At 67.4% G+C, this 23,904-nt stretch carries 22 protein-coding genes and 1 rRNA gene; 16 read left to right on the top strand and 7 right to left on the bottom strand.

What is annotated here, in order from left to right; genetic code table 11:
• Positions 1-3 precede the first annotated feature (3 nt).
• Positions 4-118 (top strand): 5S ribosomal RNA (gene rrf / locus AC5P9C_RS18790).
• Between the two features lie 317 nt (positions 119-435).
• Here rrf and AC5P9C_RS18795 read toward each other — a convergent pair.
• The gene (locus AC5P9C_RS18795) at positions 436-2,145 is read right to left on the bottom strand and encodes a M28 family metallopeptidase (RefSeq protein ID WP_343543517.1); all 1,710 of its coding nucleotides are present in this window, start codon (positions 2,143-2,145) and stop codon (positions 436-438) included.
• 85 nt (positions 2,146-2,230) lie between these two features.
• Complete coding sequence (locus tag AC5P9C_RS18800) at positions 2,231-2,893, bottom strand: DUF4097 family beta strand repeat-containing protein (protein ID WP_049471493.1); 663 nt, start codon at positions 2,891-2,893, stop codon at positions 2,231-2,233.
• A gap of 176 nt (positions 2,894-3,069) precedes the next feature.
• Here AC5P9C_RS18800 and AC5P9C_RS18805 point away from each other — a divergent pair, with 176 nt between their 5' ends.
• Together AC5P9C_RS18805 and AC5P9C_RS18810 are read left to right on the top strand one after the other, a co-directional pair.
• Positions 3,070-4,290: a murein hydrolase activator EnvC family protein gene (locus tag AC5P9C_RS18805; RefSeq protein WP_254918132.1), complete on the top strand. Its 1,221-nt coding sequence runs from the start codon at positions 3,070-3,072 to the stop codon at positions 4,288-4,290.
• Between the two features lie 108 nt (positions 4,291-4,398).
• Entirely contained in the window at positions 4,399-5,847 is a 1,449-nt protein-coding gene (locus AC5P9C_RS18810) for a S41 family peptidase (RefSeq protein ID WP_414615275.1), read from the top strand.
• 83 nt (positions 5,848-5,930) lie between these two features.
• Here AC5P9C_RS18810 and AC5P9C_RS18815 read toward each other — a convergent pair whose 3' ends face one another.
• The gene (locus AC5P9C_RS18815) at positions 5,931-6,623 is read right to left on the bottom strand and encodes a rhomboid family intramembrane serine protease (RefSeq protein ID WP_049471500.1); all 693 of its coding nucleotides are present in this window, start codon (positions 6,621-6,623) and stop codon (positions 5,931-5,933) included.
• Positions 6,624-6,849: 226 nt separating this feature from the next.
• Between AC5P9C_RS18815 and AC5P9C_RS18820 the strand changes: the two genes are divergently transcribed.
• The 3 genes from AC5P9C_RS18820 to AC5P9C_RS18830 all read left to right on the top strand — a co-directional run bounded on the left by AC5P9C_RS18820 (position 6,850) and on the right by AC5P9C_RS18830 (position 10,050).
• Positions 6,850-8,277, top strand: coding sequence for an outer membrane protein transport protein (locus AC5P9C_RS18820; RefSeq protein WP_057494742.1), 1,428 nt, complete (start codon positions 6,850-6,852; stop codon positions 8,275-8,277).
• A gap of 113 nt (positions 8,278-8,390) precedes the next feature.
• Positions 8,391-8,990 (top strand): nicotinamide riboside transporter PnuC, encoded by a 600-nt coding sequence (pnuC, locus tag AC5P9C_RS18825; RefSeq protein WP_343542040.1) that lies wholly within the window; start codon positions 8,391-8,393, stop codon positions 8,988-8,990.
• A complete protein-coding gene (locus AC5P9C_RS18830) occupies positions 8,977-10,050 on the top strand; it encodes an AAA family ATPase (RefSeq protein WP_343542037.1) in 1,074 nt (357 codons plus the stop codon). Before pnuC ends, AC5P9C_RS18830 begins: the two co-directional genes overlap by 14 nt.
• 102 nt (positions 10,051-10,152) lie before the next feature.
• On the opposite strand, the gene putA is transcribed toward AC5P9C_RS18830, so the two are convergent.
• Positions 10,153-13,371, bottom strand: a complete 3,219-nt coding sequence (putA, locus tag AC5P9C_RS18835; protein ID WP_343542035.1) for a bifunctional proline dehydrogenase/L-glutamate gamma-semialdehyde dehydrogenase PutA — start codon at positions 13,369-13,371, stop codon at positions 10,153-10,155.
• Positions 13,372-13,645: 274 nt separating this feature from the next.
• Here putA and AC5P9C_RS18840 point away from each other — a divergent pair, with 274 nt between their 5' ends.
• The 6 genes from AC5P9C_RS18840 to AC5P9C_RS18865 are packed head-to-tail and all read left to right on the top strand — an operon-like array spanning position 13,646 to position 18,484.
• Positions 13,646-14,122, top strand: coding sequence for a DUF2244 domain-containing protein (locus AC5P9C_RS18840; RefSeq protein WP_049471508.1), 477 nt, complete (start codon positions 13,646-13,648; stop codon positions 14,120-14,122).
• A gap of 11 nt (positions 14,123-14,133) precedes the next feature.
• Positions 14,134-15,096 carry a cytochrome c oxidase subunit II gene (coxB, locus tag AC5P9C_RS18845; RefSeq protein ID WP_343542032.1) on the top strand — a complete coding sequence of 321 codons (963 nt, stop codon included), beginning with the start codon at positions 14,134-14,136 and terminating at the stop codon, positions 15,094-15,096.
• Between the two features lie 59 nt (positions 15,097-15,155).
• On the top strand, positions 15,156-16,763 hold the full coding sequence (ctaD, locus tag AC5P9C_RS18850) for a cytochrome c oxidase subunit I (RefSeq protein WP_049465376.1): 1,608 nt from the start codon (positions 15,156-15,158) through the stop codon (positions 16,761-16,763).
• Positions 16,764-16,771: 8 nt separating this feature from the next.
• On the top strand, positions 16,772-17,008 hold the full coding sequence (locus AC5P9C_RS18855) for a hypothetical protein (protein WP_064237508.1): 237 nt from the start codon (positions 16,772-16,774) through the stop codon (positions 17,006-17,008).
• A complete protein-coding gene (locus AC5P9C_RS18860) occupies positions 17,005-17,595 on the top strand; it encodes a cytochrome c oxidase assembly protein (protein ID WP_182067845.1) in 591 nt (196 codons plus the stop codon). Before AC5P9C_RS18855 ends, AC5P9C_RS18860 begins: the two co-directional genes overlap by 4 nt.
• A gap of 13 nt (positions 17,596-17,608) precedes the next feature.
• A complete protein-coding gene (locus tag AC5P9C_RS18865; RefSeq protein WP_049465368.1) occupies positions 17,609-18,484 on the top strand; it encodes a cytochrome c oxidase subunit 3 in 876 nt (291 codons plus the stop codon).
• A 17-nt stretch (positions 18,485-18,501) separates the two neighbouring features.
• Here AC5P9C_RS18865 and AC5P9C_RS18870 read toward each other — a convergent pair whose 3' ends face one another.
• Positions 18,502-18,720, bottom strand: coding sequence for a twin transmembrane helix small protein (locus AC5P9C_RS18870; protein WP_005412025.1), 219 nt, complete (start codon positions 18,718-18,720; stop codon positions 18,502-18,504).
• A 57-nt stretch (positions 18,721-18,777) separates the two neighbouring features.
• On the opposite strand from AC5P9C_RS18870, the gene AC5P9C_RS18875 reads away from it, so the two are divergent.
• The 4 genes from AC5P9C_RS18875 (at position 18,778) to cyoE (ending at position 22,244) form a co-directional block, all read left to right on the top strand.
• Complete coding sequence (locus AC5P9C_RS18875; protein WP_057494751.1) at positions 18,778-19,494, top strand: SURF1 family protein; 717 nt, start codon at positions 18,778-18,780, stop codon at positions 19,492-19,494.
• Positions 19,495-19,602: 108 nt separating this feature from the next.
• Complete coding sequence (locus AC5P9C_RS18880) at positions 19,603-20,172, top strand: redox-active disulfide-containing membrane protein (RefSeq protein ID WP_049465364.1); 570 nt, start codon at positions 19,603-19,605, stop codon at positions 20,170-20,172.
• 10 nt (positions 20,173-20,182) lie between these two features.
• Positions 20,183-21,346, top strand: coding sequence for a COX15/CtaA family protein (locus AC5P9C_RS18885; RefSeq protein WP_049465361.1), 1,164 nt, complete (start codon positions 20,183-20,185; stop codon positions 21,344-21,346).
• Between the two features lie 4 nt (positions 21,347-21,350).
• On the top strand, positions 21,351-22,244 hold the full coding sequence (cyoE, locus tag AC5P9C_RS18890; protein WP_049465359.1) for a heme o synthase: 894 nt from the start codon (positions 21,351-21,353) through the stop codon (positions 22,242-22,244).
• A 153-nt stretch (positions 22,245-22,397) separates the two neighbouring features.
• Here the strand turns inward: cyoE and AC5P9C_RS18895 are convergent, their stop codons facing one another.
• Positions 22,398-23,369 (bottom strand): bile acid:sodium symporter family protein, encoded by a 972-nt coding sequence (locus AC5P9C_RS18895; protein ID WP_005407800.1) that lies wholly within the window; start codon positions 23,367-23,369, stop codon positions 22,398-22,400.
• Positions 23,370-23,397: 28 nt separating this feature from the next.
• Complete coding sequence (locus AC5P9C_RS18900; RefSeq protein WP_343543614.1) at positions 23,398-23,898, bottom strand: protein tyrosine phosphatase family protein; 501 nt, start codon at positions 23,896-23,898, stop codon at positions 23,398-23,400.
• Positions 23,899-23,904: the final 6 nt, after the last annotated feature.

The following is a 23,904-nucleotide window of genomic DNA, read 5'->3' on the forward strand; positions in this document are numbered from 1 at the left end:
CTCCCTGGTGAAATTAGCGCTGTGGAACCACCCGATCCCATCCCGAACTCGGAAGTGAAACGCAGCTGCGCCGATGGTAGTGTGGCTCAAGCCATGCGAGAGTAGGTCATCGCCAGGGTTTACACCCAAAACCCCGCTGCTTGCGCAGCGGGGTTTTTCTTTGTGCGCAGAACAGCGGGTAGTGCCGGCCGCTGGCCGGCAACCCCATGGCCCAGCATCGTCCCGGGAGGTTCACGCCATGCGTGGATGCCCTCCGCGAGGAGGCATGACGCCAACCAAGGTTGGCCGCTACCAATCGATTGCCGGCCAGCGGCCGGCACTACCGGCAGATCCACACCAACCGTGGATGAGCCGCCGACGGTACGCAAAAGAAAAGCGGCGCCCCGTGGGGCGCCGCTCAGGCTTGAATCATGTTCAGTCGAGCAAGGCCCGCTGTTACTTGGCCGGGGCCTTGTCCTTCATCATCGCGTCGCGGGCGGCCTTGAACGGATTGCCTGCATACCAGTTCGGCCAACGATCGCCTGCGGCCAGTTCCTTGCCCACGCCATACATCAGCTGCAGGTCCTCGACGGTGCCGTCCAGCTTCCAGGTGGCTGCGTCGAACTCGTCCTTCGGGCCGTGGTAGCGGTTGGCGCCGTAGTCCGCCGCGGCCTTGCGGCCGGCCTCCACGCCACCCTCGCGCAGGTCTTCGCCGCCATCGGCGTACAGGGCCGGAACGCCGGCCTTGGCGAAGTTGAAGTGATCCGAGCGGAAGTAGAAGCCGCTCTGCACCGCGGTCTCGCCATGCAGCGTACGGTCCTGGGCAGCAGCCAGCGGCTTGAGGATGTCCTCCAGCTCCGAGCTGCCAAAGCCGGTGACGGTCACGTCCTTGGCACGGCCGGCCACCGACATCGCGTCGATGTTGATCACACCGGCGATCTTGTCCAGCGGGAAGGTCGGGTGGGAGACGTAGTACTTCGAACCCAGCAGGCCGGACTCTTCCAGGGTCACCGCCAGGAACACCACCGAGCGCTCCGGCTTCGGATCCTGGTGGGACATGGCTTCGGCCACTTCGAGGATGCCGGCCACGCCGGTCGCGTTGTCGACGGCGCCGTTGTAGATGTTGTCACCGGTCTCGCCCTCGTGCTTGCCCAGGTGGTCCCAGTGCGCCATGTACAGCACGGCCTCGTCGGCACGCTTGCTGCCCGGCAGCACGCCCACCACGTTGCGCGACTGCTTCTGCGCGATCTGGCTCTTCAGGTCGACCGTAGCGGTGGCCTTCAGCGGCACCGGCTTGAAGCCACGCTTGCTGGCGTCCTTGTAGGCCTGGGCCAGGTCCAGGCCGGCACCGGCGAACAGCGCCTTGGCGGCGTCGGCGCTCAGCCAGCCCTGCACCGGAATGCGGGCGTCCGGGTCATCCTTGGCCGGCAGGTCGTACTGCGGGCCGGCCCAGGAGTTCTTCACCACGTCCCAGCCATAGGAAGCGCCGGCGGTGTCGTGCACGATCAGTGCCGCGGCGGCGCCCTTGCGCGCGGCCTCCTCGAACTTGTAGGTCCAGCGGCCGTAGTAGGTCATGCGCTTGCCGTCGAACAGCTTCGCGTCGTCAACATGGAAGCCCGGATCGTTGACGAACATCACGACCGTCTTGCCCTTCCAGTCCTGGCCGGCGTAGTCGTTCCACTTCTGTTCCGGTGCGTCGACGCCGTAGCCGACGAACACCAGGTCGCTGGCATCGATCTTGACCTCCGCCTGGCCGGTCCGGGTACCCACCACCATGTCGGTGCCGAACTTCAGTTCGGTGGTCTTGCCGCCCTGGGTGATCTTCAGCACGGTCGATTCGTCGGCCGTGGTCTCGGTCATCGGCACGTCCTGGAACCAGCTGTCACCGTTGCCGGGCTGCAGACCGATGCGCTGCATCTGGTCGCGGATGTAGTTGACCGTCAGTTCTTCGCCCTTGCTGCCCGGGGCGCGGCCCTCGAACTCATCCGAGGCCAGGGTCTTGACCATCTCGGCGAAGTCGCCGGCATTTATTTCTGGCGAGAACTGGTGGGCGGCGGGCTTCGCCGCAGCGGTATCGGTGGCCGGCGCGGTGGCCGGCGTGTCTTCGCCTTTGCAGGCGCTGAGCGCGGCCGCAGCGGCCAGGCACAGGAGGAGTTTGCGGGGCATCGTCGATTCCTGGAAAACAAAGGGCGGCCGCACACAGGCGCGGCCGGTACACGCGAGTATCACCGAAGCGGCGGTTCCGGCGGGTTCAGTCGGCCGGGGCGGTTTCGCTGTCGAACGGGATCGGCTCGGCACCGGTGACTGGCCCGATGCGCGCGGTGCGATGCACGTACAGCACAACTTCGCGCTCGAACTGCAGCGGGCCACGGACCACCGCGTTGGGGCCGATGATCACGCGGGGCTTGCGGCTGGCGGTCAGCGAGATGCTGAAGTTCGGCTTGCGCACATGCACGCCGCCGTTGACCTGCGAACCGATACCGACGGTGATGTCACCATTGACGGTCTCCACATCCTTGCCGACGCGGCTCTCGACCAGGCCGATGCCGCCGTTGACGGTCTCGACGCCGCCTTCGATCTGGCTGCCGCGATCGCTGAAGATGCTGCCGTTGACGGTGCTGACACCGCCGCTGGCAATCACTTCGCGCCCCAGGCGCACACCGCCGTTGACCGTTTCGATCTTGCCGGTGCGGGCGCGGTCGGCAACCTTCACCCCACCGTTGACGGTGTCGATGCTGCCGGTCTCGACGCCTTCGCCGATGCGGATGCCGCCGTTGACGGTGTCCAGCTTGCCGTAGCGTTGACCCGGTTCGGCGCTGATGCTGCCGTTGACCTTGCTGATGTTCTCCTGGGCACAGACCGGCCCGGTGGCCAGCAGTACGCCCAACAGCAGCGGAATGGAAAGAGTTTTCATGGAGACCTCGAGAGATGTGCGGCTGGCAGGCCGCGTGCGGAGATGTCACCATTCCCTGGTAGCCCCCGCAACTGCCTGAAGTCACTGGAAAGCCCTTGCGCGACAACGTCTTCCCATCACGCCGACATCACATCGCCGCTGCCCGCGGCGGTCGCTGCCTGCTGCTGGGGCTGGCCATGGCGCTGGCCCTGCCGCTGCCGGGTGCTGCGCAGACCACCCGCGAGACCGAGCGCAAGCTGCAGAAACTGCGCACCGAACTGAAGGGCGTGGCGCAGGAGCGACGGCAGATCGAGGGCCAGCGCGGGCAGGCGTCGCAGCAGCTGCGCGAGGCCGACGAGAAGGTGGCACGCACCGGGCGCGCGCTTGCGCAGACCGAAGCGGCGCTGCGCGAGCAGGCCCAGGCCCTGGCCCAGGCCGAGCAGCGCCGCAGCACCCTGCAGAGTAACCTCGCCCAGCAGCACCGCGAACTGGCCGGGCTGCTGCGCGCGGCCTATCAGCTGGGCAACCACGCACCGCTGAAACTGCTGCTGTCGCAGGACACCGTGGCCGATGCGAATCGTGCCCTGGCCTACCATCGTTACCTGCAACGCGAGCGGGCACAGCGCATCACCGCGTTGACCGCTGACCTGAAGGAGCTGGAAGCGCTGCAGGCGCAGATCGCCGAGCGCAAGCAGAAGCTGCAGGGCGCGCACCAGGACCAGAAGCAGCAGGCTGCGGCGCTGGAAGCCGACCGTCGCGATCGCGCCAGGACCGTGGCCTCGCTGGACGAGCGCTTCAAGGACCAGCGCGAGAAGGAACAGGCGCTGGGCCAGGACGCCAAGGCGCTGGAAACACTGCTGGCCAACCTGCGTGCTGCTGCGGCCCGTGCGGAGGCCGAGCGCCGGGCCGCTGCGCGCCGCGCGGCCGCGGAGAAGGCCGCCGCCGAGCGTGCCGCGCGCCAGGCTGCGGCACAGGGCCGGCCACCACCGCCGCCGACCAAGGTGCCGCCTGCGGTGGCATCGGCACCGGCGCCGAAGGTCGGTGGCCTGGGCTGGCCGTTGTCCGGCAACCTGCTGGCGCGCTACGGCGGCAAGCTGCCCGACGGCCGCACCAGCAGCGGCGTGCTGATCGGCGCGCCAGCCGGCAGCACGGTCACGGCCGTGGCCGATGGCACCGTCGTGTTCTCCGACTGGATGACCGGCTACGGCATGATCCTGATCGTCGACCACGGCAACGGCTACATGAGCCTGTACGCGCACAATGACACCCTGCTGAAGGATGCCGGCGCGCGGGTCAGCCGTGGCGATGCGGTGGCCAAGGTCGGCAATTCCGGCGGCCAGGGCGTGACCGCGCTGTACTTCGAGCTGCGCCGTGGCGGGCAGCCGGTCAATCCGGACAGCTGGCTGCAGCGGCGCTGAACCCGGGCTCGCCGCATGCACGGCGGATTCAACGGGAATTTAGCCGTGCTTCGCGCATAATCGGCCCATGTGCCTTGAGCACGATGCCAACGTCGACAGGAGTGCTCCATGCGCGCAGCCCGTACCGCCACCCTCTTGCTGGCCCTGTTGCCAGCGCTGTCCTGGGCGCAGCAGACCGCGCCCGCTCCGAGCCAGGAAACCGGCGGGCAGGCAGCGAACAGCGAGGAGGCGGTGACCTCGAAGGTGCCGCTGGAGGAAATCCGCCGCTTCGTGGCCGTCTACAACGCGGTGCGTGCGGCCTATGTCGATCCGGTCGATGACAAGAAGCTGATGCAGTCGGCCGTGCGTGGCCTGCTGCTCGACCTCGATCCGCACAGCACCTACTTCAACAAGGAAGATGCGCAGGCCTTCGACGAGCAGGCCAATGGCGCCTACGACGGCATCGGTGTCGAGCTGCAGCAGCAGCCGGACAACGCCAGCATGAAGGTGATCTCGCCGATCGACGACACGCCGGCGGCCAAGGCCGGCATCCTTGCCGGTGACCTGATCATCGCCATCGACGGCAAGCCGATCAGTGCGATCGATGCCAGCGAGCCGTTGCGCGGCCCGGCCGGCAGCAAGGTGGTGCTGACCATCGTGCGCGAAGGCAGGCCCAAGCCGTTCGATGTCAGCCTCACCCGCCAGACCATCCGCGTGACCAGCGTGCGCAGCCGCCTGCTCGAGCCGGGCTATGGCTATATCCGCCTGAGCACGTTCCAGGCCGATACCGGTTCGGACTTCCAGAAGCACGTGCAGCAGCTGCAGAAGCAGTCGGGTGGCCAGCTCAAGGGCCTGGTGCTGGATCTGCGCAGCAACCCGGGTGGCCTGCTGACGGCCGCCGTGCAGGTGGCCGACGATCTGCTCGACAAGGGCAACATCGTCAGCACCCGTGGCCGGATCAGCATCAGCGACGCCCGTTTCGACGCGACCCCGGGCGACCTGCTGAAGGGCGCGCCGGTCGTGGTGCTGGCCGATGCCGGCTCGGCCAGTGCATCGGAAGTGCTGGCCGGTGCGCTGCGCGACAACAAGCGCGCGCGTGTGGTCGGCAGCCGCACCTTCGGCAAGGGCTCGGTGCAGACGGTGCTGCCGCTGGACAATGGCGATTCGGTGAAGCTGACCACCGCGCGCTATTACACGCCCAGCGGCAAATCGATCCAGGCCACCGGCATCGTGCCGGACGTCGAGCTGAAACCCGCCGCCACGCCGGCCGAGGATGCACTGCCGGCCAGCCTGAGCGACTACAGCGAAGCCACCCTGCCGGGCCATCTGCGCGGCGATGACGAAGGCACCGAGGGCTACCACGCCGGTGCGGTGCTGCCGGGCGACGGCCCGATCAACGACGCGCTGGCCGAGCTGAAGAACCCCGGTTCGGTGGCCGCACGGTTGAAGGCCGAAGCCGCGAAGGCGGATGCGGCCAAGGCGGCGAAGGCCGCTGCGGCGAAGCCGGAAGCGAAGGTCGAACCTAAGCCGGAAGCAAAGCCGGAAGCAAAGCCCGCTCCGGTCCCAGCCAAGCCCTGATTCTGTAGAGTCGAGCCATGCTCGACTGATCTACGAACGGGCGAGTGAGCGTGGAGCCGGCCAGCGGCCGGCGCTACCAGGGGTCAGAACCCGTGCCGCTTGCGCAGGCGGCGCGCGATCGCAGCCCGCACGTAGACTCCGTACACGACGCCGAACACGAAACCGCCGATGTGCGCCCACCACGCCACCATGCCGAAGCTGGGACCGATGTGGGCGAACACCACCTGCAGCGCGGCCCAGACACCGATCAACAGGTAGGCCGGGGCCCGCACGAACTCCAGGAACAGCCCGAGCGGAATCACCACGCCCAGCCGCGCACCCGGGAACAGGGCCAGATACGCGCCGATCAGCGCCGACACCGCGCCGCTGGCGCCGATGATGATCTGGTCCGGGCTGCCCATGGTGTAGATCGCCACCAGGTTCGATACCGCGCCGCCGACCAGGAACAGCAGCAGCAGCCGCCACGGCCCCAGCACCCGCTCGGCCGGCAGGCCGAAGATCAGCAGGAACACCAGGTTGCCCAGCAGGTGCGACCAGTCGGCGTGCAGGAACAGGGCGGTGAACAGGCGCAGCACGCTGCCGTCCTGCAGGGTCGCCCACCAGTCCAGCGGGTGGGTCAGGCCGGTGGACAGGGCGCCCCAGTCCAGCCAGAGGCTGTTGCGGGCGTCGTCCGGGCGCGAGATCGACCACAGGAACGCCAGCCACAGTGACGCGAACAGCACGGGCGTGGCCCAGCGCAGGGCCGCCTTCTTGCGGGACGGGAGCGAGACGAACATGCCAATAGCCTAGCGTGCGCCGCTTTCGGCGGGGACTGTCCTGTTCAGCTTTTGAGACGGGAAAACCGGCTGCGCTGTTATTGTTTCATTAACGGCTCTGGGTAATACTCGCATACGGCGTCGTATGTCGGGAGGGGAATCCGGCGCGCTCCGAAGGGCTTCAGGGCCGGTCGGGCGCAGGCGCACTCAGAGCACCATCACCGCTTACCGGAGAGAGAGAACTACGATGCAAACCGCTTCCACCATTGCCCGACTGACCCTGCTGGCCGTCGGCGTTGCCGGTGCGCTGGCCGCCGCCGATGCCAATGCTGCCGCCTTCCAGCTGAAGGAAAACAGCGCCAAGGGCCTGGGCCGCGCGTTCGCCGGCTCCACCTCGACCGAAGGTGACGCCTCGGTCATCGCCACCAACCCGGCGTCCATGCGCCTGCTCGACGGCACCCTGGTCCAGGGCGACGTCAGCGCCATCAGCTTCGGCGCCAAGTTCCGCGGCCAGGGCAAGTACGCCAACGGCGCGCCGATTTCCGGCGGCAACGGCGGCGACGCCGGCATGATCGCCCCGGTTCCGGCCGCGTACTTCCACGTGCCGTTCGGCGAGAACGACAACATGCACTTCGGTGCTTCGCTGACCGTGCCGTTCGGTTTCAAGACCGAATACGACCGCGACTGGGTCGGCCGCTACAACGGCGTCAAGACCGAGCTGCAGGCCATCGACCTGGGCGTGGCGTTCTCCTATGACGTCAACCCGTACCTGTCGTTCGGTGCGTCGGTGTTCGCCGAGCGCCTGAACGTCGACCTGACCAGCGCTGTCGACACCGGCACCGCGATCAACGCCACTGCCCAGCGCACCGCTGCGGCGCGTGTGCTGGCTGCCGGCGGCACCGCGGCCCAGGCTGCGGCGGCGTCGCAGGCGGCTGCACGCCAGGCCGCCCAGCTCGGCTTCTCGCCGGGCACCGCCGATGGCTACCTGCGCATCAAGGGCGATGAAGTGTCGGTCGGCTACACCCTGGGCATGACCGTCACCCCGGTGGAAGGCACCAACATCGCCTTCAGCTACCGCTCGAAGGTCGAGCACAAGATCACCGACGGCAAGGCGGACTTCACCATTCCGCAGAATGCGGCGGCCTTCCTGGCCACGGCTGCCCCGGGTACCTTCATCGACAGCAATGGTCGCGCGACCATCACCCTGCCGGCCAGCGCCACCGTGGGCTTCACCCACCGCGTGAACGACCAGTGGCAGATCATGGCTGAAGTCACGCGCACCGCGTGGAGCAAGTTCGACCAGGTCGTCGTCGATTACGACTCCAACCAGCCGGACAGCGTGCTGCCGTTCCACTACCGTGACACCACCTTCGCGTCGATCGGTACCGATTTCCGCGTGAACGACAAGCTGACCCTGCGCGGCGGCCTGGCCTATGACCAGACCCCGACCACCGATGCCCACCGCGACGTGCGGGTGCCGGACACCACCCGCAAGTGGCTGTCGCTGGGCATGACCTACGCCGCTTCGGACAAGATGGAATACAGCGTGGGCTACACCCACCTGTTCACCAAGGATCCGAACATCACCTCGACCTCGGCCACCGGCAACACCGTGACCGGCAAGTACAAGGTCAGCGGCGACGTGCTGGCGGCTTCGCTGCAGTACAAGTTCTGAATCGGGCGTTGGCCTGACGCAGTACACGGAGGGCCCCGCGCAAGCGGGGCTTTCCTTTTGCGGGGAGCGCCGCAGCATCCACGGCGGGCGTGGATCTACGCGACAATGGCGCGATGAACCTGTCCGATCCGAACTTCCAGCTGGAGCTGGCTGCCAACATCGCCGTTGCCGGCTCGATCCTGCTGGCCGGCCGCAACAACGTGCATACCTGGTGGCTGGGCATCGTTGGCTGCGCACTGTTCGCCGCCGTGTTCGAACGCTCGCACCTGTACGCGGACATGGTGCTGCAGTTCTTCTTCATCGCCATCAGCGTGGTGGGCTGGTGGCAATGGCTGCGTGGTGACCATGGCGCGCCGCTGCCGATCACCGCGCTGCGCCCACGTGCTTGGGCCTGGCTGGCGCCGCTGGCGGTAGTGGCCACCTTAGGCTACGGCTGGATGCTGACCCGACTGACCAACGCCTATGCGCCCTACATCGATTCGGCAGTGCTGGTGTTGAGCGTGATCGCGCAGATCCTGATGATGCGACGCAAGCTGGAATCGTGGTGGGTGTGGCTGCTGGTGAACACCGTGGCGGTGCCGCTGTACTACAGCCGTGGCCTGCACCTGACCTCGATCCTCTACATCGGTTTCTGGATAAACGCGCTGGTCGCCCTGCGCCATTGGCGACATCTGATGCAGACCGAGGCCAAGGCAGCCGATGCCGCCGCCTGAGCGCGTTGCCCGCGGCCTGGTGGTGGGCAAGTTCTGCCCGCTGCACCTTGGCCACGAGCGCCTGATCGAATTCGCTTCCACGCGTTGCCAGCAGCTGCTGGTGATCGGCTGGTCGCAGCCGGGCTTCCCCGGCTACAGCGCTGTGCGCCGAGAGCGTTGGCTGCGCGCCCGGTTTCCGCAGGCCACGGTGGCGGTGCTTGACGATGTTCGGCTGGCGGCATTGTGCGTGCAGCGGGGCGCAGCGGTTCGCACGTTGCCGCAGGACAGCGACGATGAGCACGTGCAGCGCGAGTTCACCGCCTGGCTGTGCCTGAGCCTGTTCGGTGGGCCGGTGCAGGCGGTGTACACCGGTGAGGACTACGGCGACGGCTTCGCGCAGGCGCTGGCCATGCACTTCGATGCGCCGGTACGTCATGAACGGCTGGAGCGCACGCGGGATGTCGGCCAAGCCAGCGGCACCCAGCTGCGCACCGATCCGCATGCGCATCGCCATGGGCTCGCACCGCAGGTGTATGAGGACTACGTGCAGCGCGTGGCCTTCATTGGTGGCGAGTCCAGTGGCAAGACCACGCTGGCGCGGGTGATGGCCGAACGCCTGCAGACCGCGTGGGTGCCGGAGTATGGCCGCACGCTCTGGGAGCAGCAGGGCGGCGACCTGGTGCCGGACGATCTGCTTCGCATCGCCATGACCCAGCCGCAGCATGAAGACAAGGCTGCGCGGCGGGCGCATCGCTGGCTGTTCTGCGATACCACGCCGCTGGTGACGCTGGGCTATAGCGGCTGGATGTTTGGCACGGCGCCGGAGGCACTGCGGCAGGCGGCACGACGACGCTACGACCTGCTGTTCCTGTGCTCGCCTGATATTCCGTTTGACCAGGATGGCACCCGGGTAGGGGCGGCATTCCGGGCGCAGCAGCATGCGTGGTACCTGGAGCAGTTGCAGGCAGAGGGTGTCGAGCATGTGCTGCTGGAGGGCGACCTGGAAACGCGCATCGCACGCGTGCAGCGCGAGCTGGCGACGCGGGCTGACAATCGGTTCAGTGTGGCCCAGCCTCTGTAGAGCCGAGCCCACGCTCGGCCGCGCCAGGAAAGCCGAGCAGGAAGCAAGGCACAAAAAACCCCGCGTTCGCGGGGTTTCTTGTTTGCCGCATCAAGCCGGCGATCAGTCGCCCAGGGTCAGCAGCGAGGCGTTGCCGCCGGCGGCGGTGGTGTTCACCGTCACCGTCTTTTCGGTGGCAAAGCGCAGCAGGTAGTGCGGGCCGCCGGCCTTCGGGCCGGTGCCGGACAGGCCCTGGCCGCCGAACGGCTGCACGCCGACCACCGCACCGATCTGGTTGCGGTTGACGTAGACGTTGCCGACATGGACGCCATTGCTGATGCGGTCCACGGTCTCGTCGATGCGCGAGTGCACGCCCAGGGTCAGGCCGTAGCCGGTGGCGTTGATCTGGTCGATCACCGCATCGAGCTGGTCGCCCTTCCAGCGGATCACGTGCAGGACCGGACCAAACACTTCCTTCTGCAGCTGGCCCAGGTCCTTCAGTTCGTAAGCGCGCGGCGCGAAGAAGGTGCCGTGGGCGGTGTCGGCCGACAGCTCGGCAGCGGCGATCAGGCGTGCTTCGCGGTCCATGCGCTTGGCGTGGTCCTGCAGGATCTTCAGCGCATCGGCGTCGATCACCGGGCCGACGTCGGTGGACAGCAGGCCCGGGTTGCCGACCTTCAGTTCCTTCATCGCGCCGGCCAGCATGGTCATCACCTTGTCGGCGATGTCGTCCTGCACGAACAGCACGCGCGCGGCCGAGCAACGCTGGCCGGCGGAGGTGAAGGCCGAACCGATCGCGTCCTTGACCAGCTGTTCCGGCAGCGCCGAGGAGTCGGCGATGAAGGCGTTCTGGCCACCGGTCTCGGCGATCAGCACGCCGATGGCGGCGTCACGGGCGGCCATCGCGCGGTTGATGGCACGGGCGGTATCGGTGGAGCCGGTGAAGGCCACGCCGGCCACGCGCGGGTCGGCGGTCAGCGCGGCACCGACGGTGGCGCCGTCGCCCGGCAGGAACTGCACCACCTCGGCCGGCACGCCGGCGTCGTGCAGCAGCTTCACCGCGTAGTAGCCGATCAGGTTGGTCTGCTCGGCCGGCTTGGCGATCACACTGTTGCCGGCGGCCAGGGCAGCGGCCACCTGGCCCAGGAAGATCGCCAGCGGGAAGTTCCACGGGCTGATGCAGACGAATACGCCGCGGCCATGCAGCTGCAGTTCGTTGGACTCGCCGGTCGGGCTGGGCAGCTTCTCGGCGTGGCTGAACTGCTCGCGTGCCTGCTTGGCGTAATAGCGCAGGAAATCCACGGCTTCCCGTACTTCGGCGATGCTGTCGGGCAGGCTCTTGCCGGCTTCCTTCACGCACAGCGCCATGAACTCCGGCATGCGCGCTTCCAGCTGGTCGGCGGCGTGCTCGAGGATGGCGGCGCGGCTGGCGGCCGGGGTGCGGTTCCAGGCCGGCTGCGCAGCCACGGCGTTGGCCAGGGCCTTCTGCACGGTGGCGGCATCGGCGGCCAGCCACTGGCCGACCACCTCGCGGGTGTCGGCCGGATTGGTCACCGGCAGCGCGGCGCCGGCCGGGCTGGCGCCCGGCACCAGCGGGGCAGCCTGCCACGGCTTCACCGCGGCGTTGATCTGCTCGGCCAGGGCGCGCAGTTCGTTGTCGTTGGCGAGGTTGACGCCCATGGAATTCTTCCTGTCGTGGTTCTGGCTGCGCAGCAGGTCAACCGGCAGCGGGATCTTGGGATGCGGAATCGAAGCGAACGAGGCGACCATCTCGACCGGATCGCGGATCAGGTCGGCGATCGGCACGCGCTCGTCGGTGATGCGGTTGACGAAGCTGGAGTTGGCGCCGTTTTCCAGCAGGCGGCGCACCAGGTACGGCAGCAGGTCTTCGTGCGAACCGACCGGGGCGTACACGCGGCAGGGCAGGCCCAGGCGGTCGGCCGGCACCACTTCGGCGTACAGGTCGTCGCCCATGCCGTGCAGCTTCTGGTGCTCGTACACGCCGCCGTTGGCAATGCTGCGCACGGCCGCGATGGTGTGCGCGTTGTGCGTGGCGAACATCGGGTAGATCGCGTCGGCATGGGTGAACAGCCGCTTGGCGCAGGCCAGGTAGGACACGTCGGTGTTCTGCTTGCGGGTGAACACCGGGTAGCCCGGATAACCTTCGATCTGCGCGCGCTTGATCTCGGCATCCCAGTAGGCGCCCTTGACCAGGCGCACCTGCAGGCGGCGACCGGCGCGGCGCGCCATGTCGGCCAGGTGGTCGATCGTGTACGGCGTGCGCTTCTGGTAGGCCTGCACGACCACGCCGAAGCCATCCCAGCCGGACAGCGAGGCGTCGGAGAACACCTGCTCGATGATGTCCAGCGACAGTTCCAGGCGGTCGGATTCTTCGGCGTCGACGGTGCAGCCGATACCGTAGCTCTTGGCCAGCTGTGCCAGTTCCAGCACGCCCGGCACCAGGTCCTTCAGCACGCGCTCGCGCTTGGCGTGCTCGTAGCGCGGGTACAGCGCCGACAGCTTGATCGAGATGCCCGGCGCGTTGTTGACGTCGCCGTCCGGGCGGCCGCCGCGGGCCTTGTGATCGCCGCCGATGGCGTGGATCGCGCGACGGTAGTCTTCCAGGTAGCGCAGCGCGTCCTTCATGGTCAGCGCGCCTTCGCCCAGCATGTCGAAGGAATAGCGGTAGCTGGCGTTGTCGCCCTTGTGCGAGCGCGCCAGGGCTTCGCTGATGGTGCGGCCCATGACGAACTGGTGGCCCATGATCTTCATCGCCTGGCGCACGGCCAGGCGCACCACCGGCTCGCCGACGCGACCGACCAGGCGCTTGAACGCGCTGGGCGCGTCGGCGCGGGTGGCGTCGTTCATCTGCACCAGCTTGCCGGTCAGCATCAGGCCCCAGGTGGAGGCGTTGACCAGCACCGAGTCGCTGCCGCCGAGGTGTTTTTCCCAGTCGGCATCGGCCAGCTTGTCGCGGATCAGCTTGTCGGCGGTGTCCTGGTCCGGAATGCGCAGCAGTGCCTCGGCCACGCACATCAGCAGCACGCCTTCCTCGCTGCCCAGGTCGTACTGGCGCATGAAGGCTTCGATGGCGCCCTGGTCCTTGGCGCGCACGCGCACGCGGCCGACCAGGTCGGCGGCCAGCGCCTGCACCCGGGCCTGTTCCTCGGCGGGCAGGCGGGCCTGCGCCAGCAGGTCGCGGACGTGGCTGGCCTCGTCCTTCAACCAGGCGTCGGTGATGGCCTGGCGGAACGGGTTGGGGGACGCCGGCAGTTCCGGCGACAGCAGCGCGCCCGGACGCGGAGCGTCACTGGCGGCAGGGGAAGAGGAAGGTGCGTTCATGCCGGTCCGGCCAATGGAAAACTTGGCGATTTTAATCATTTTTGCGGGTTCCGGAAGTGCCCCGAAGCGCCCTTCGTGAAGGGCTCATAGCCCGTAGCGGTGGTGGATTCAGCGTGTTCAGCATGCCCGTCAACTTTTGTGCTGAATTCGTCATTCGCGCCGCCGACCTCATGCTGTGTTGCAGCATCGGAAAAAGTGTGAATGCACCCTTGCTACCGGCGAGAGGGCGGGGCTACCATCGAGACGTTTCCCGCGGCAGGAACGCGGTTGCGACATGATCGAGGTGCTTCCAGCTCCGGATGGGTCAGGTACGCAGCTGCGGCTGCGTCCCCCACGGGCGCTCGATGCCCGGCAGTTCGTCCTGTTGTTCACCGTGTTGTCGGGTGCGATGTGGCTGGTGTCCGCCCTCGGGTGGTGGGCCGGCAATGCATTCGCCCCCCTGTTCGCGCTGCTGTACAGCCTGGTGCTGGCGGCCGCGCTGCGTGCCTTGTGGCGCAGCGGTGAACGGCAGGAGGAGATCCGGGTAGTGCCGGCGTACGTGGAGGTCATCCCCGTACCCGGTGGATCGCCGGTGTTCCGGGCCCACCCGCACTGGGTGCGCCTGCTCACCGACGATGAGAGGGTCCGGCTGGCATCCAGCGGCCGGCAGGTGGAGGTGGGGAGTTTCCTCGCGCCGGCCGAACGCCAGACGCTCGCAGAGACACTTGAAAGCTTGCTCGCCGCCAGCGATGGCGGCCACCGACGACGCTAAGGGTCTAGGCAATGAAGCAAAGCAGCAGGTGGGGCACGAAGTGCGTTGCAGCGGTCGCCGCCATGGTGGCCGGGGGATGGGTTCCGGCGTTGGCCTGGGCCCAGGCGGCCGATCCCAAGCCGTGGCAGCTGAACATGGGCAAGGGGGTGACCCAGACCTCGCGCCTGGCCTGGGAATCGAACAACCTCTCGTTGATCATCTGCACGGTGATCGGCGTCATCGTGTTCGGGGCGATGGCCTACGCCATCTTCAAGTTCCGCAAATCCAAGGGCGCGGTCGCCGCCACCTTCAGCCACAACACCAAGGCCGAAGTGATCTGGACGGTGATCCCGGTGATCATCCTGATCGTGATGGCATGGCCGGCCACGGCCAACCTGATCAAGATGTACGACACCCGCGATGCCGAGATGACGGTGAAGGTCACCGGCTACCAGTGGATGTGGAAGTACGAATACCTCGGCGAGAACGTCACCTTCACCAGCCGCCTGGACCGCGAGTCCGACCGCGTACGGCAGAGCGGTATCGTGCCGACCCGCGAAAGCCATCCGCATTACCTGCTGGATGTCGACAACCGGCTGGTGCTGCCGGTCGATACCAAGGTCCGCTTCGTCATCACTTCCGACGACGTGATCCACGCCTGGTGGGTGCCGGCGCTGGGCTGGAAGCAGGACGCCATCCCCGGCTTCATCAACGAAGCCTGGACCCGCATCGAGCAGCCCGGCGTCTACCGCGGCCAGTGCGCCGAGCTGTGTGGCAAGGACCACGGCTTCATGCCGATCGTGGTCGAGGCGGTGTCCAAGGAGGACTTCAAGCAGTGGCTGGCGCAGCGCAAGCCGGCGCCGGCTGCCGAGCCGGCCACGCTTGCGACACCGGCCGAACCGGCTGCACCGGCTGCACCGGCGGGCGAGGCACCGGCTGCGCCTGCTGCTGCAGCAGCGGGCAGCGCACCTGCCACCGCAGCCAGCGGCGCGTGATGTAAAGCCCGCGGCCGCCCGCGGCCGTGGTGACAACCGATTCTGAGAGGTGTTTTGCAATGGCGCACTCGGCAGTTGGGCACGACGATCACCATCACCAGCAGAGTTTCTTCGAGCGTTGGTTCTTCTCGACCAACCACAAGGACATCGGCACGCTGTACCTGGGTTTCAGCTTCATCATGTTCATCATCGGCGCGGCGATGAGCGTGGTGATCCGCGCCGAGCTGGCACAGCCGGGCCTGCAGTTCGTCAAGCCCGAGTTCTTCAACCAGATGACCACCGTGCATGCACTGGTGATGATCTTCGGCGGCGTGATGCCGGCTTTCGTCGGCCTCGCCAACTGGATGATCCCGCTGCAGATCGGCGCGCCGGACATGGCGCTGCCGCGCATGAACAACTGGTCGTTCTGGTTGCTGCCGGTGGCCTTCAGCCTGCTGCTGCTGACCCTGTTCCTGCCCGGTGGCGCGCCGGCCGGTGGCTGGACGCTGTACCCGCCGCTGTCGCTGCAGGGTGGCTACAACGTTGCCTTCAGTGTGTTCGCCATCCACGTGGCCGGCATCAGTTCGATCATGGGCGCGATCAACATCATCGCCACCGTGCTCAACATGCGTGCGCCGGGCATCGACCTGCTGAAGATGCCGATCTTCTGCTGGGCCTGGCTGATCACCGCCTTCCTGCTGATCGCGGTGATGCCGGTGCTGGCCGGTGCGGTGACCATGCTGCTGACCGACAAGTTCTTCGGCACCAGCTTCTTCAACGCCGCCGGTGGCGGTGACCCGGTGATGTACCAGCACATCTTCTGGTTCTTCGGGCATCCCGAGGTCTACATCATGATCCTGCCCGCCTTCGGCGTGGTCAGCGAGATCATCCCGACCTTCAGCCGCAAGCCGCTGTTCGGCTACCAGGCGATGGTGTACGCCACCGCCGCGATCGCGTTCCTGTCGTTCATCGTCTGGGCCCACCACATGTTCACCGTGGGCATGCCGCTGGGCGGCGAGATCTATTTCATGTTCGCCACCATGCTGATCTCGATCCCGACCGGGGTGAAGGTGTTCAACTGGGTCAGCACGATGTGGCGCGGCTCGCTGACGTTCGAGGCGCCGATGCTGTGGTCGGTGGCCTTCGTCATCCTGTTCACCATTGGTGGCTTCTCCGGCTTGATGCTGGCGATCGTCGCCGCCGACTTCCAGTACCACGACACCTACTTCGTGGTCGCCCACTTCCACTACGTGCTGGTGACCGGCGCGGTGTTCGCGCTGATCGCTGCGGTGTACTACTGGTGGCCGAAGTGGACCGGGCGCATGTACAGCGAAAAGTGGGCCAAGGTGCACTTCTGGTGGTCGATCGTGTTCGTCAACCTGCTGTTCTTCCCGCAGCATTTCCTCGGCCTGGCCGGCATGCCGCGCCGCATTCCCGATTACAGCGTGGCCTTTGCCGACTGGAACCTGATCAGTTCGATCGGCGCGTTCGGCATGTTCGTCACCCCGTTCATGATGGCCGCGATCCTGCTGTCCTCGCTGCGCAACGGTGAGAAGGCCGAGGCCCGTTCCTGGGAAGGCGCGCGCGGGCTGGAGTGGACGCTGCCGTCGCCGGCACCGGCGCACACCTTCACCACGCCGCCGACCCTCCGCCCGGGGGACCTGGCACATGACGACATCACGCATTGAGGTGGGGCATGCATAACGAGAGCCCGCTCCCGATCGGTAGAGTCGAGCCATGTTCGGCGGATGAGAAGCAGCCGACCAGCGGTCGGCTCTACAACAATGAAGAGCAGCCGACCAGCGGTCGGCTCTACCAGGGCGGAAGCATCGAGCAGCAGCGCCAGCGTGCGAAGCGCACGGCGATGTGGGTCGGCGCCATCGCCGTACTGGTCTATGTCGGCTTCATCCTCAGCGGGGTGATCGGGCGATGAGCGAGGCGCCGGCCAGCACGCCCTCACCCAGTGCCGGGCTGCCGCGCCTGATCGGCGTGGCGGTGGCGGTGTTCCTGCTGACGTTCTCGCTGGTGCCGCTGTACCGCATTGCCTGTGAAAAGGTGTTCGGCGTGCGCCTGGAGCGCGGTCCCGGAGGGGAAGCCAGTGCAGGCGCGGCGGCGGGCAAGCGCACCGTGCGCGTGGAGTTCGACGGCGGCGTCAATTCGCGCCTGCCGTGGTCGTTCCATCCCGAGCAGCTGACCATGGATGTGGTGCCCGGCGAACTCAACGAGGCGTTGTACTTCGCCCGCAACGACAGCGCGCAGGCCGTGGTCGGCAGCGCGGTGCCTTCGGTGGCACCGGCGCGTGCGTCGGGCTTCTTCAGCAAGACCGAGTGTTTCTGTTTCACCGCGCAGACGCTGCAGGCCGGCGAGAAGCGCGACATGCCGGTGCGTTTCATCGTCGATCCGGACCTGCCGCCGGAGATCAAGACGATCACCTTGTCCTACACCTTCTACCGCAACGACGCGTTGTCCGATCGGCTGGCCCCGGCCGCCACCTCGGACGGCGCGCACGCCGCACCCTGACCCGGATACCGACATGGCCCAGACACCGACCGACGCCAACGTGTACTTCGTCCCGGCCCAGAGCAAATGGCCTTTCGTGGGGTCCATCGCGATGATGGTGACCATGGTGGGCGTGGCCAGCTGGCTCAACGATGCCGGCTGGGGGCGCTGGACGTTCTACGTCGGCATCGCGATGCTGGTGCTGACCCTGTTCTGGTGGTTCAGCGACGTGGTGCGCGAGTCACAGGCGGGCAGCTACAACCACCAGGTCGATGGTTCGTTCCGGATGGGGATGATCTGGTTCATCTTCTCCGAAGTGATGTTCTTCGGTGCCTTCTTCGGCGCGCTGTTCTACACCCGCAACCTGGGCCTGTCGTGGCTCAGTGGCGAAGGCCGCGGGGTGATGACCAACGAGCTGCTCTGGCAGGGTTATTCCGCCGGATGGCCGACCAATGGCCCGGCGGCGATCGGTGGTGCGTTCCAGACCATCCCGGCCTGGGGGCTGCCGCTGATCAACACGCTCATCCTGCTGACCTCCGGCGTGACCCTGACCATCGCCCACCACGCACTGAAGGCCGGCAACCGCCGCCAGCTGCTGATCTGGCTGGGCCTGACCGTGGTGCTCGGCCTGGGCTTCCTGACCCTGCAGGCAGAGGAGTACCTCCACGCCTACAAGGAACTGAACCTGACGCTGGGCTCGGGCATCTACGGTTCGACGTTCTTCATGCTGACCGGTTTCCACGGCGCGCACGTGCTGCTGGGCACGATCATGCTGGTGGTGATGTGGCTGCGTTCGGCCAAGGGGCACTTCACCCGCGACAACCATTTCGGTTTCGAAGCCGCCGCGTGGTACTGGCACTTCGTCGACGTGGTGTGGCTGATGCTCTTCATGTTCGTCTACGTGCTTTGATCCCGGCGGCTGCGGCGTCAGCCGCCGATGCCGTGCGGTTTGATCCAGCCCATGTAGATGCTCACGATCACCAGCAGGATCAACGCGACCGACACCGCGATGCGACGTGTCAGCGCGTTGACCGTGCGCTTGGTCTGGCCGCGGTCGACCAGCAGGTAATACAGGCCGGCGCCCAGATTCCAGACGATGACGATCAGAAACGCGATTACCAGCAGGGTCTTCAGCGAATCACTCATGCGCGGCTCGAGGGCAGGGTGGATGCGCCTATCTGACCGCGTTTGCGCGGACTTGTCATGATGCGCCAGCACACGCGCGTGATCGGGTGGCTGCTGGCCGTGTTGGCGATGGCCGGATTCACCGCATTGGGGCTGTGGCAGCTGCAGCGCATGCATGCCAAACAGGCGCTGCTGGTTGCGCAGGGGCCAGCGGTGGCTCAGGCGCTGTCGCTGGCCCAGGCGCTGGCCGCACCGGGCGCGTTGCATGGCGTGGCCGACCATGGCCGCTTCCTGCCCGGCGTGGTGCTGCTGGACAACCAGACCCGGCACGGCCGCGCCGGGGTAAAGATCTACCGCCCGTTCCGCAGTGACGAAGGCCGCGTGCTGCTGGTCGACCTCGGCTGGCGCGCGCTGCCGCCGGACCGCACGCTGCCGGAGGTGCCGTCGCCGCCTTCGCCGGTGGCCGTGCGCGGGCTGTTGGCGCCGCCGCCGTCGGCCGGGCTGGCGCTGGGGCCGGCGTTCTCTGCCACCGGCGAGGCCGGGCGCTGGCTGGCCAGCCGGTTGCCGGCGGAGGGCCTGGCGGCGGCGCTGGGCCTGCCGGCCTTGCCCGAGCGCGTGCTGCGCCTGGATCCGGCGCTGCCCTTCGGCGACGAACGCGACCTGGACCTGCTGCCCAACACGCTGCCGCCGCAGCGCCACCTGGGTTACGCCGTGCAGTGGTTCGGCCTGGCGCTGACCGTGCTGGTGGTGGCGCTGGTGCTGGAGTGGCGCAGGCGACGTGCTGTGGCCCGGTAGTGCCGGGCGCTGGCCGGCATCCCCCGCAATCCTGGATGCCGGCCAGCGGCCGGCACTACCGGGGTACCGCACCCGCATCCCTTGCTCAACCATGAGAAAATACCCCGCATGAACACTGCTACGTCCCCGCAGGCGCGCGGTTCCGGCCGCCGGACCTTGGTGCTGCTGTTTGCCGTGTTCTTCGGGGCGATGGCACTGGCGGCGGTGCTGCGCTTCTCCGGCTGGCAGCCGACCGGGCACCGCAACGCCGGCCAGCTGCTGCAGCCGCCGGTGGACCTGCGCCAGCAGGCACCGACCCTGGCCAATGGCCAGCCGTACCCGTGGAACCCCGAAGCCCGTACCTGGCGCCTGCTGGTGGCCCCGCCCGGTGCCTGCGACGCGCAGTGCGTCACTTTGTCGCAGGGACTGGGCAAGGTGTGGCAGCTGTTCGGCCATAACGCCGATAATGTCGAGATCCTGTGGCTGGGAACGCCACCGGCGTCGATCGCCTCGCTGCCCGCGCTGCGGCCGCTGGCTCCGTCGCCAGCCCTGCGCGCGGCGCTGCCCGGCGTCGATGATCCGGCTGGACTGCCGGTCTACGTGATCGATCCGAACGGCTTCGTGATCATGCGCCATGCCCCCGGCACCGACCTGGGTGGCCTGCGCAAGGACATGGCCACGTTGCTGAAACTGAAGTGAGTCCCGTTTGATGAGCCTTTCCGCGCGTCCGGCGCTGCACCGCAATTTCCACCGCCTGGCGTGGTTCGCCATGATCATGACGGCGAGCACGATCATGTTCGGCGCCTTCGTGCGCCTGTCCGATGCCGGCCTGAGCTGCCCGGACTGGCCGACCTGTTACGGGCAGGCCACCTGGCCGCAGCACGTGGAAGAGACCATCGGCCACCCGGCGGCGGAGATCCGCCCGCTGGAGACCCACAAGGCCTGGCGTGAGCAGGTGCACCGCTTCCTGGCCGGCGCGCTGGGCATCGAGATCCTGACCCTGGCCCTGCTGGCCACGCGCAAGCGCCGCTTTGGAACCACGGCGGTGGTGACCGCCTGCGTGCTGGTGGCCGCCGGCATACCGCTGTACATGATGGGCTGGCATGGAACGGCCAGCGCGCTGGCCCTGATCGGCGAGGCGATCCTGCTGATCGCCGCGCTGCGCTGGAGCAACATCGACCTGGCGCGCGCCGCACTGCTGACCCTGGCGGTGGTGATCTTCCAGGCCCTGCTGGGCATGTGGACGGTGACCCTGCTGCTCAAGCCGATCGTGGTGATGGGCCATCTGCTGGGCGGCATGCTGATGTTCGCGCTGCTGGCCTGGATGGCATGGCGTGCCACGCACATGCCGATCACCCTGGCCGAGGCGCCGAAGCTGAAGTGGCTGCTGCGCATCGGCCTGGCCGTGCTGGTCACCCAGATCGCCCTGGGCGGCTGGGTCAGCGCCAACTACGCGGCGCTGGCCTGCGGCGGTGGCAGCGCCTCGCTGGACAACTTCCCGCGCTGCGCCAACCAGTGGTGGCCGCAGCACAACTTCGTCGAAGGCTTCACGCTGTGGCGTGGCATCGGCGTGGATTACGAAGGCGGCGTGCTCGATGGCGCCTCGCGTATCGCCATCCAGATGGCCCATCGCCTGTTCGCCATGGTGGTGGCCGTCTACCTGCTGTGGCTGGGCGTGCGCCTGTTCCGTTTGCCGAGCATGCGTGGCTGGGCCAGTGCGCTGATCGCGCTGCTGGTGCTGCAGGTCACGCTCGGCATCCTCAATGTGAAGCTGGCACTGCCGCTGGAAGTGGCCGTGGCCCATAACGGCGTGGCCGTTGCCCTGTTGTTCGTGCTGGTCAGCCTGCTGGCCCGCCTGCGTGCCCCGGACTGATTCCATGTTTTCCAATTACCGCCAGTACTGGGACCTGACCAAGCCCAAGGTCGTCGCCCTGATCGTGTTCACCGCGCTGGTCGGCATGGTCCTGGCCATTCCGGGCGTGCCCAGCTGGGAGCAGGTGCGCGCCGGCCTGCTCGGCTTCCTCGGCATCTGGCTGGCGGCCTCGGCCGCGGCCGCGATCAACCAGCTGCTGGACGCGCACATCGATGCGCAGATGGCGCGCACCTCGTGGCGGCCGCTGGTGGTGGGCAAGGTCAAGCCATGGCAGGTGCTGGTGTTCGCCGGCGTGCTCATCGTGCTGTCGATGACCCTCCTGGTGCTGTGGGTGAACCTGATCACCGCGGTGCTGACCTTCGCCTCGCTGATCGGCTACGCGGTGATCTACACCGTGTACCTCAAGCGTGCGACCTCGCAGAACATCGTCATCGGCGGCCTTGCCGGGGCGATGCCGCCGATGCTGGGCTGGGCCGCGGTGACCGGCATGCAGGGTTCGTCGGACTGGGCGTACTCGTCGCTGCTGGTGCTGATCATCTTCATCTGGACGCCGCCGCATTTCTGGGCGCTGGCGATCTTCCGCCGTGAGGATTACGCCAAGGCCGAGATCCCGATGCTGCCGGTGACCCACGGCGTGGTGCACACCCGCAGGCAGATCATGGTGTATTCGGTGGTGCTGGCGCTGGTCTGCCTGCTGCCGTACCTGGTGGGCATGAGCGGTGCGTTCTACCTGGGCGGCGCAATCGTGCTCAATGCCGTGTTCCTCTGGTACGCCTGGCGCATGCTGGACCCGCCGGACGAGCTGTTCTCGATGAAGATGTTCTATTACTCCATCGTCTACCTGATGGCGCTGTTCGCCTTCCTGTTGGTGGACCACTGGATCCTGCCCTGGCTGTGACCTCGGGGTCGGATCCCCGAAGGGGCTCTGACCCCACCTGTTCGCGCGGACATCCACGCATGGCGTGGATCTACACCGGATCACCGGCATCAGCCAAGCATGGGCTCGGCTCCACAGTAGATCCACGCCATGCGTGGATCATTCCCCGGATGGTCAGGGCTTGCGCCGCGCATAACGCTGCGCGATCACGCCGCAGACGATCAGCTGGATCTGGTGGTAGATCATCACCGGCAGCACGATGGCGCCGAGACTGCCGCCGGCGAACAGGACCTTGGCAATCGGCACGCCGGTGGCCAGGCTCTTCTTCGAGCCGCAGAACACGATGGCGATCTCGTCCTCGCGGTTGAAACGCAGGCGGCGGGCGATGAAGGTGATCAGCGGCATGGCGATGCCGAGCAGCACGGCGGCGACCACCGCCACCGCCAGCAGCGACAGCAGCGGCGTCTTGCTCCACAGGCCTTCGGTGACGGCTTCGCCGAACGCCGAATACACCACCAGCAGGATCGTGCCCTGGTCGGTGTAGCGCAGCAGCGCGCGCTGCTTTTCCACCCAGCCGGCGATCCACGGCCGCAGCAGGTGGCCCGCCACGAACGGCACCAGCAGCTGCAGCATGATGCCGCCGATCGCATGCAGCGGGTCATGCACGCCGCCGGAAGTACCGGCCAGCGCGGTCAGCAGCAGCGGGGTCAGGAACACGCCGAGGATGCTCGACAGCGAAGCGCTGCACACCGCCGCTGGCACGTTGCCGCGCGCCATCGAGGTGAACGCGATGGACGACTGCACGGTGGAGGGCAGGGTGCACAGGAACAGCACGCCCAGGTACAGCTCCGGGGTCAGCAACCAGCCTGACAGCGGCTTGAACATCAGCCCCAGCAGCGGGAACAGGAGGAAGGTGCAGGCCAGGATGGTCAGGTGCAGCCGCCAGTGCAGCATGCCGCCGATGATCGACTCGCGCGGCAGGCGCGCGCCGTGCAGGAAGAACAGCGCGGCGATGGCGACGGTGGTGACATCGTCGAGCACGATGGCGGCGGCGCCCTTCATCGGCAGCAGCGAGGCCAGGCCGACGGTGCACAGCAGGGCGAGGGTGAAATTGTCCGGTCGCAGGCGCGACCACCAGCGGGTCATGGTGGGCAGTGTCCTTGGTGCGGAGGGTTCAGGGCGAAGTGACCGGCGTGGCCAGGCGCTGGCGGGTGGCGGTTTCCAGCGACTTCAGGCCGGCGCGCTGGCCAAGCTGCAGGGCCTGTTCGGGGCTGGCGTGTTCGTAGCGTGCGTTGACCAGGCCGAGCACGGCGCCAGCACGGTTGCCGGACGCGCAGTGCAGCAGCACCGGCCCCTGGCTCTGCTGCAGGGCCTGGTGCACGGCGCGCACGTTGGCAGCATCGAGCCCGTCGGCGCCGGCCACCGGGATGCGCACATAACGCAGGCCGAGTGATTCGGCGGCACGGGTTTCGTCGAAACCGCGATCCTCGCCAGGCTGGCGCAGGTCGATCACGGTGCGCACCCCCTGCGCGGCCAGGGCCCGCAGCTGTGCAGCGCTGGGCTGGCCGCCGGCATACAGGCCATGCCGGACCTCGTTGAGGGATGCCTCTTCGGCCAGGGCCGCCAGTGGCAGGCAGAGCGACAACAACAGCAGGCAGGTCAGGCGCAGCAGCATGGTCTT

Source organism: Stenotrophomonas sp. YJH_SMC_10, assembly GCF_059371555.1.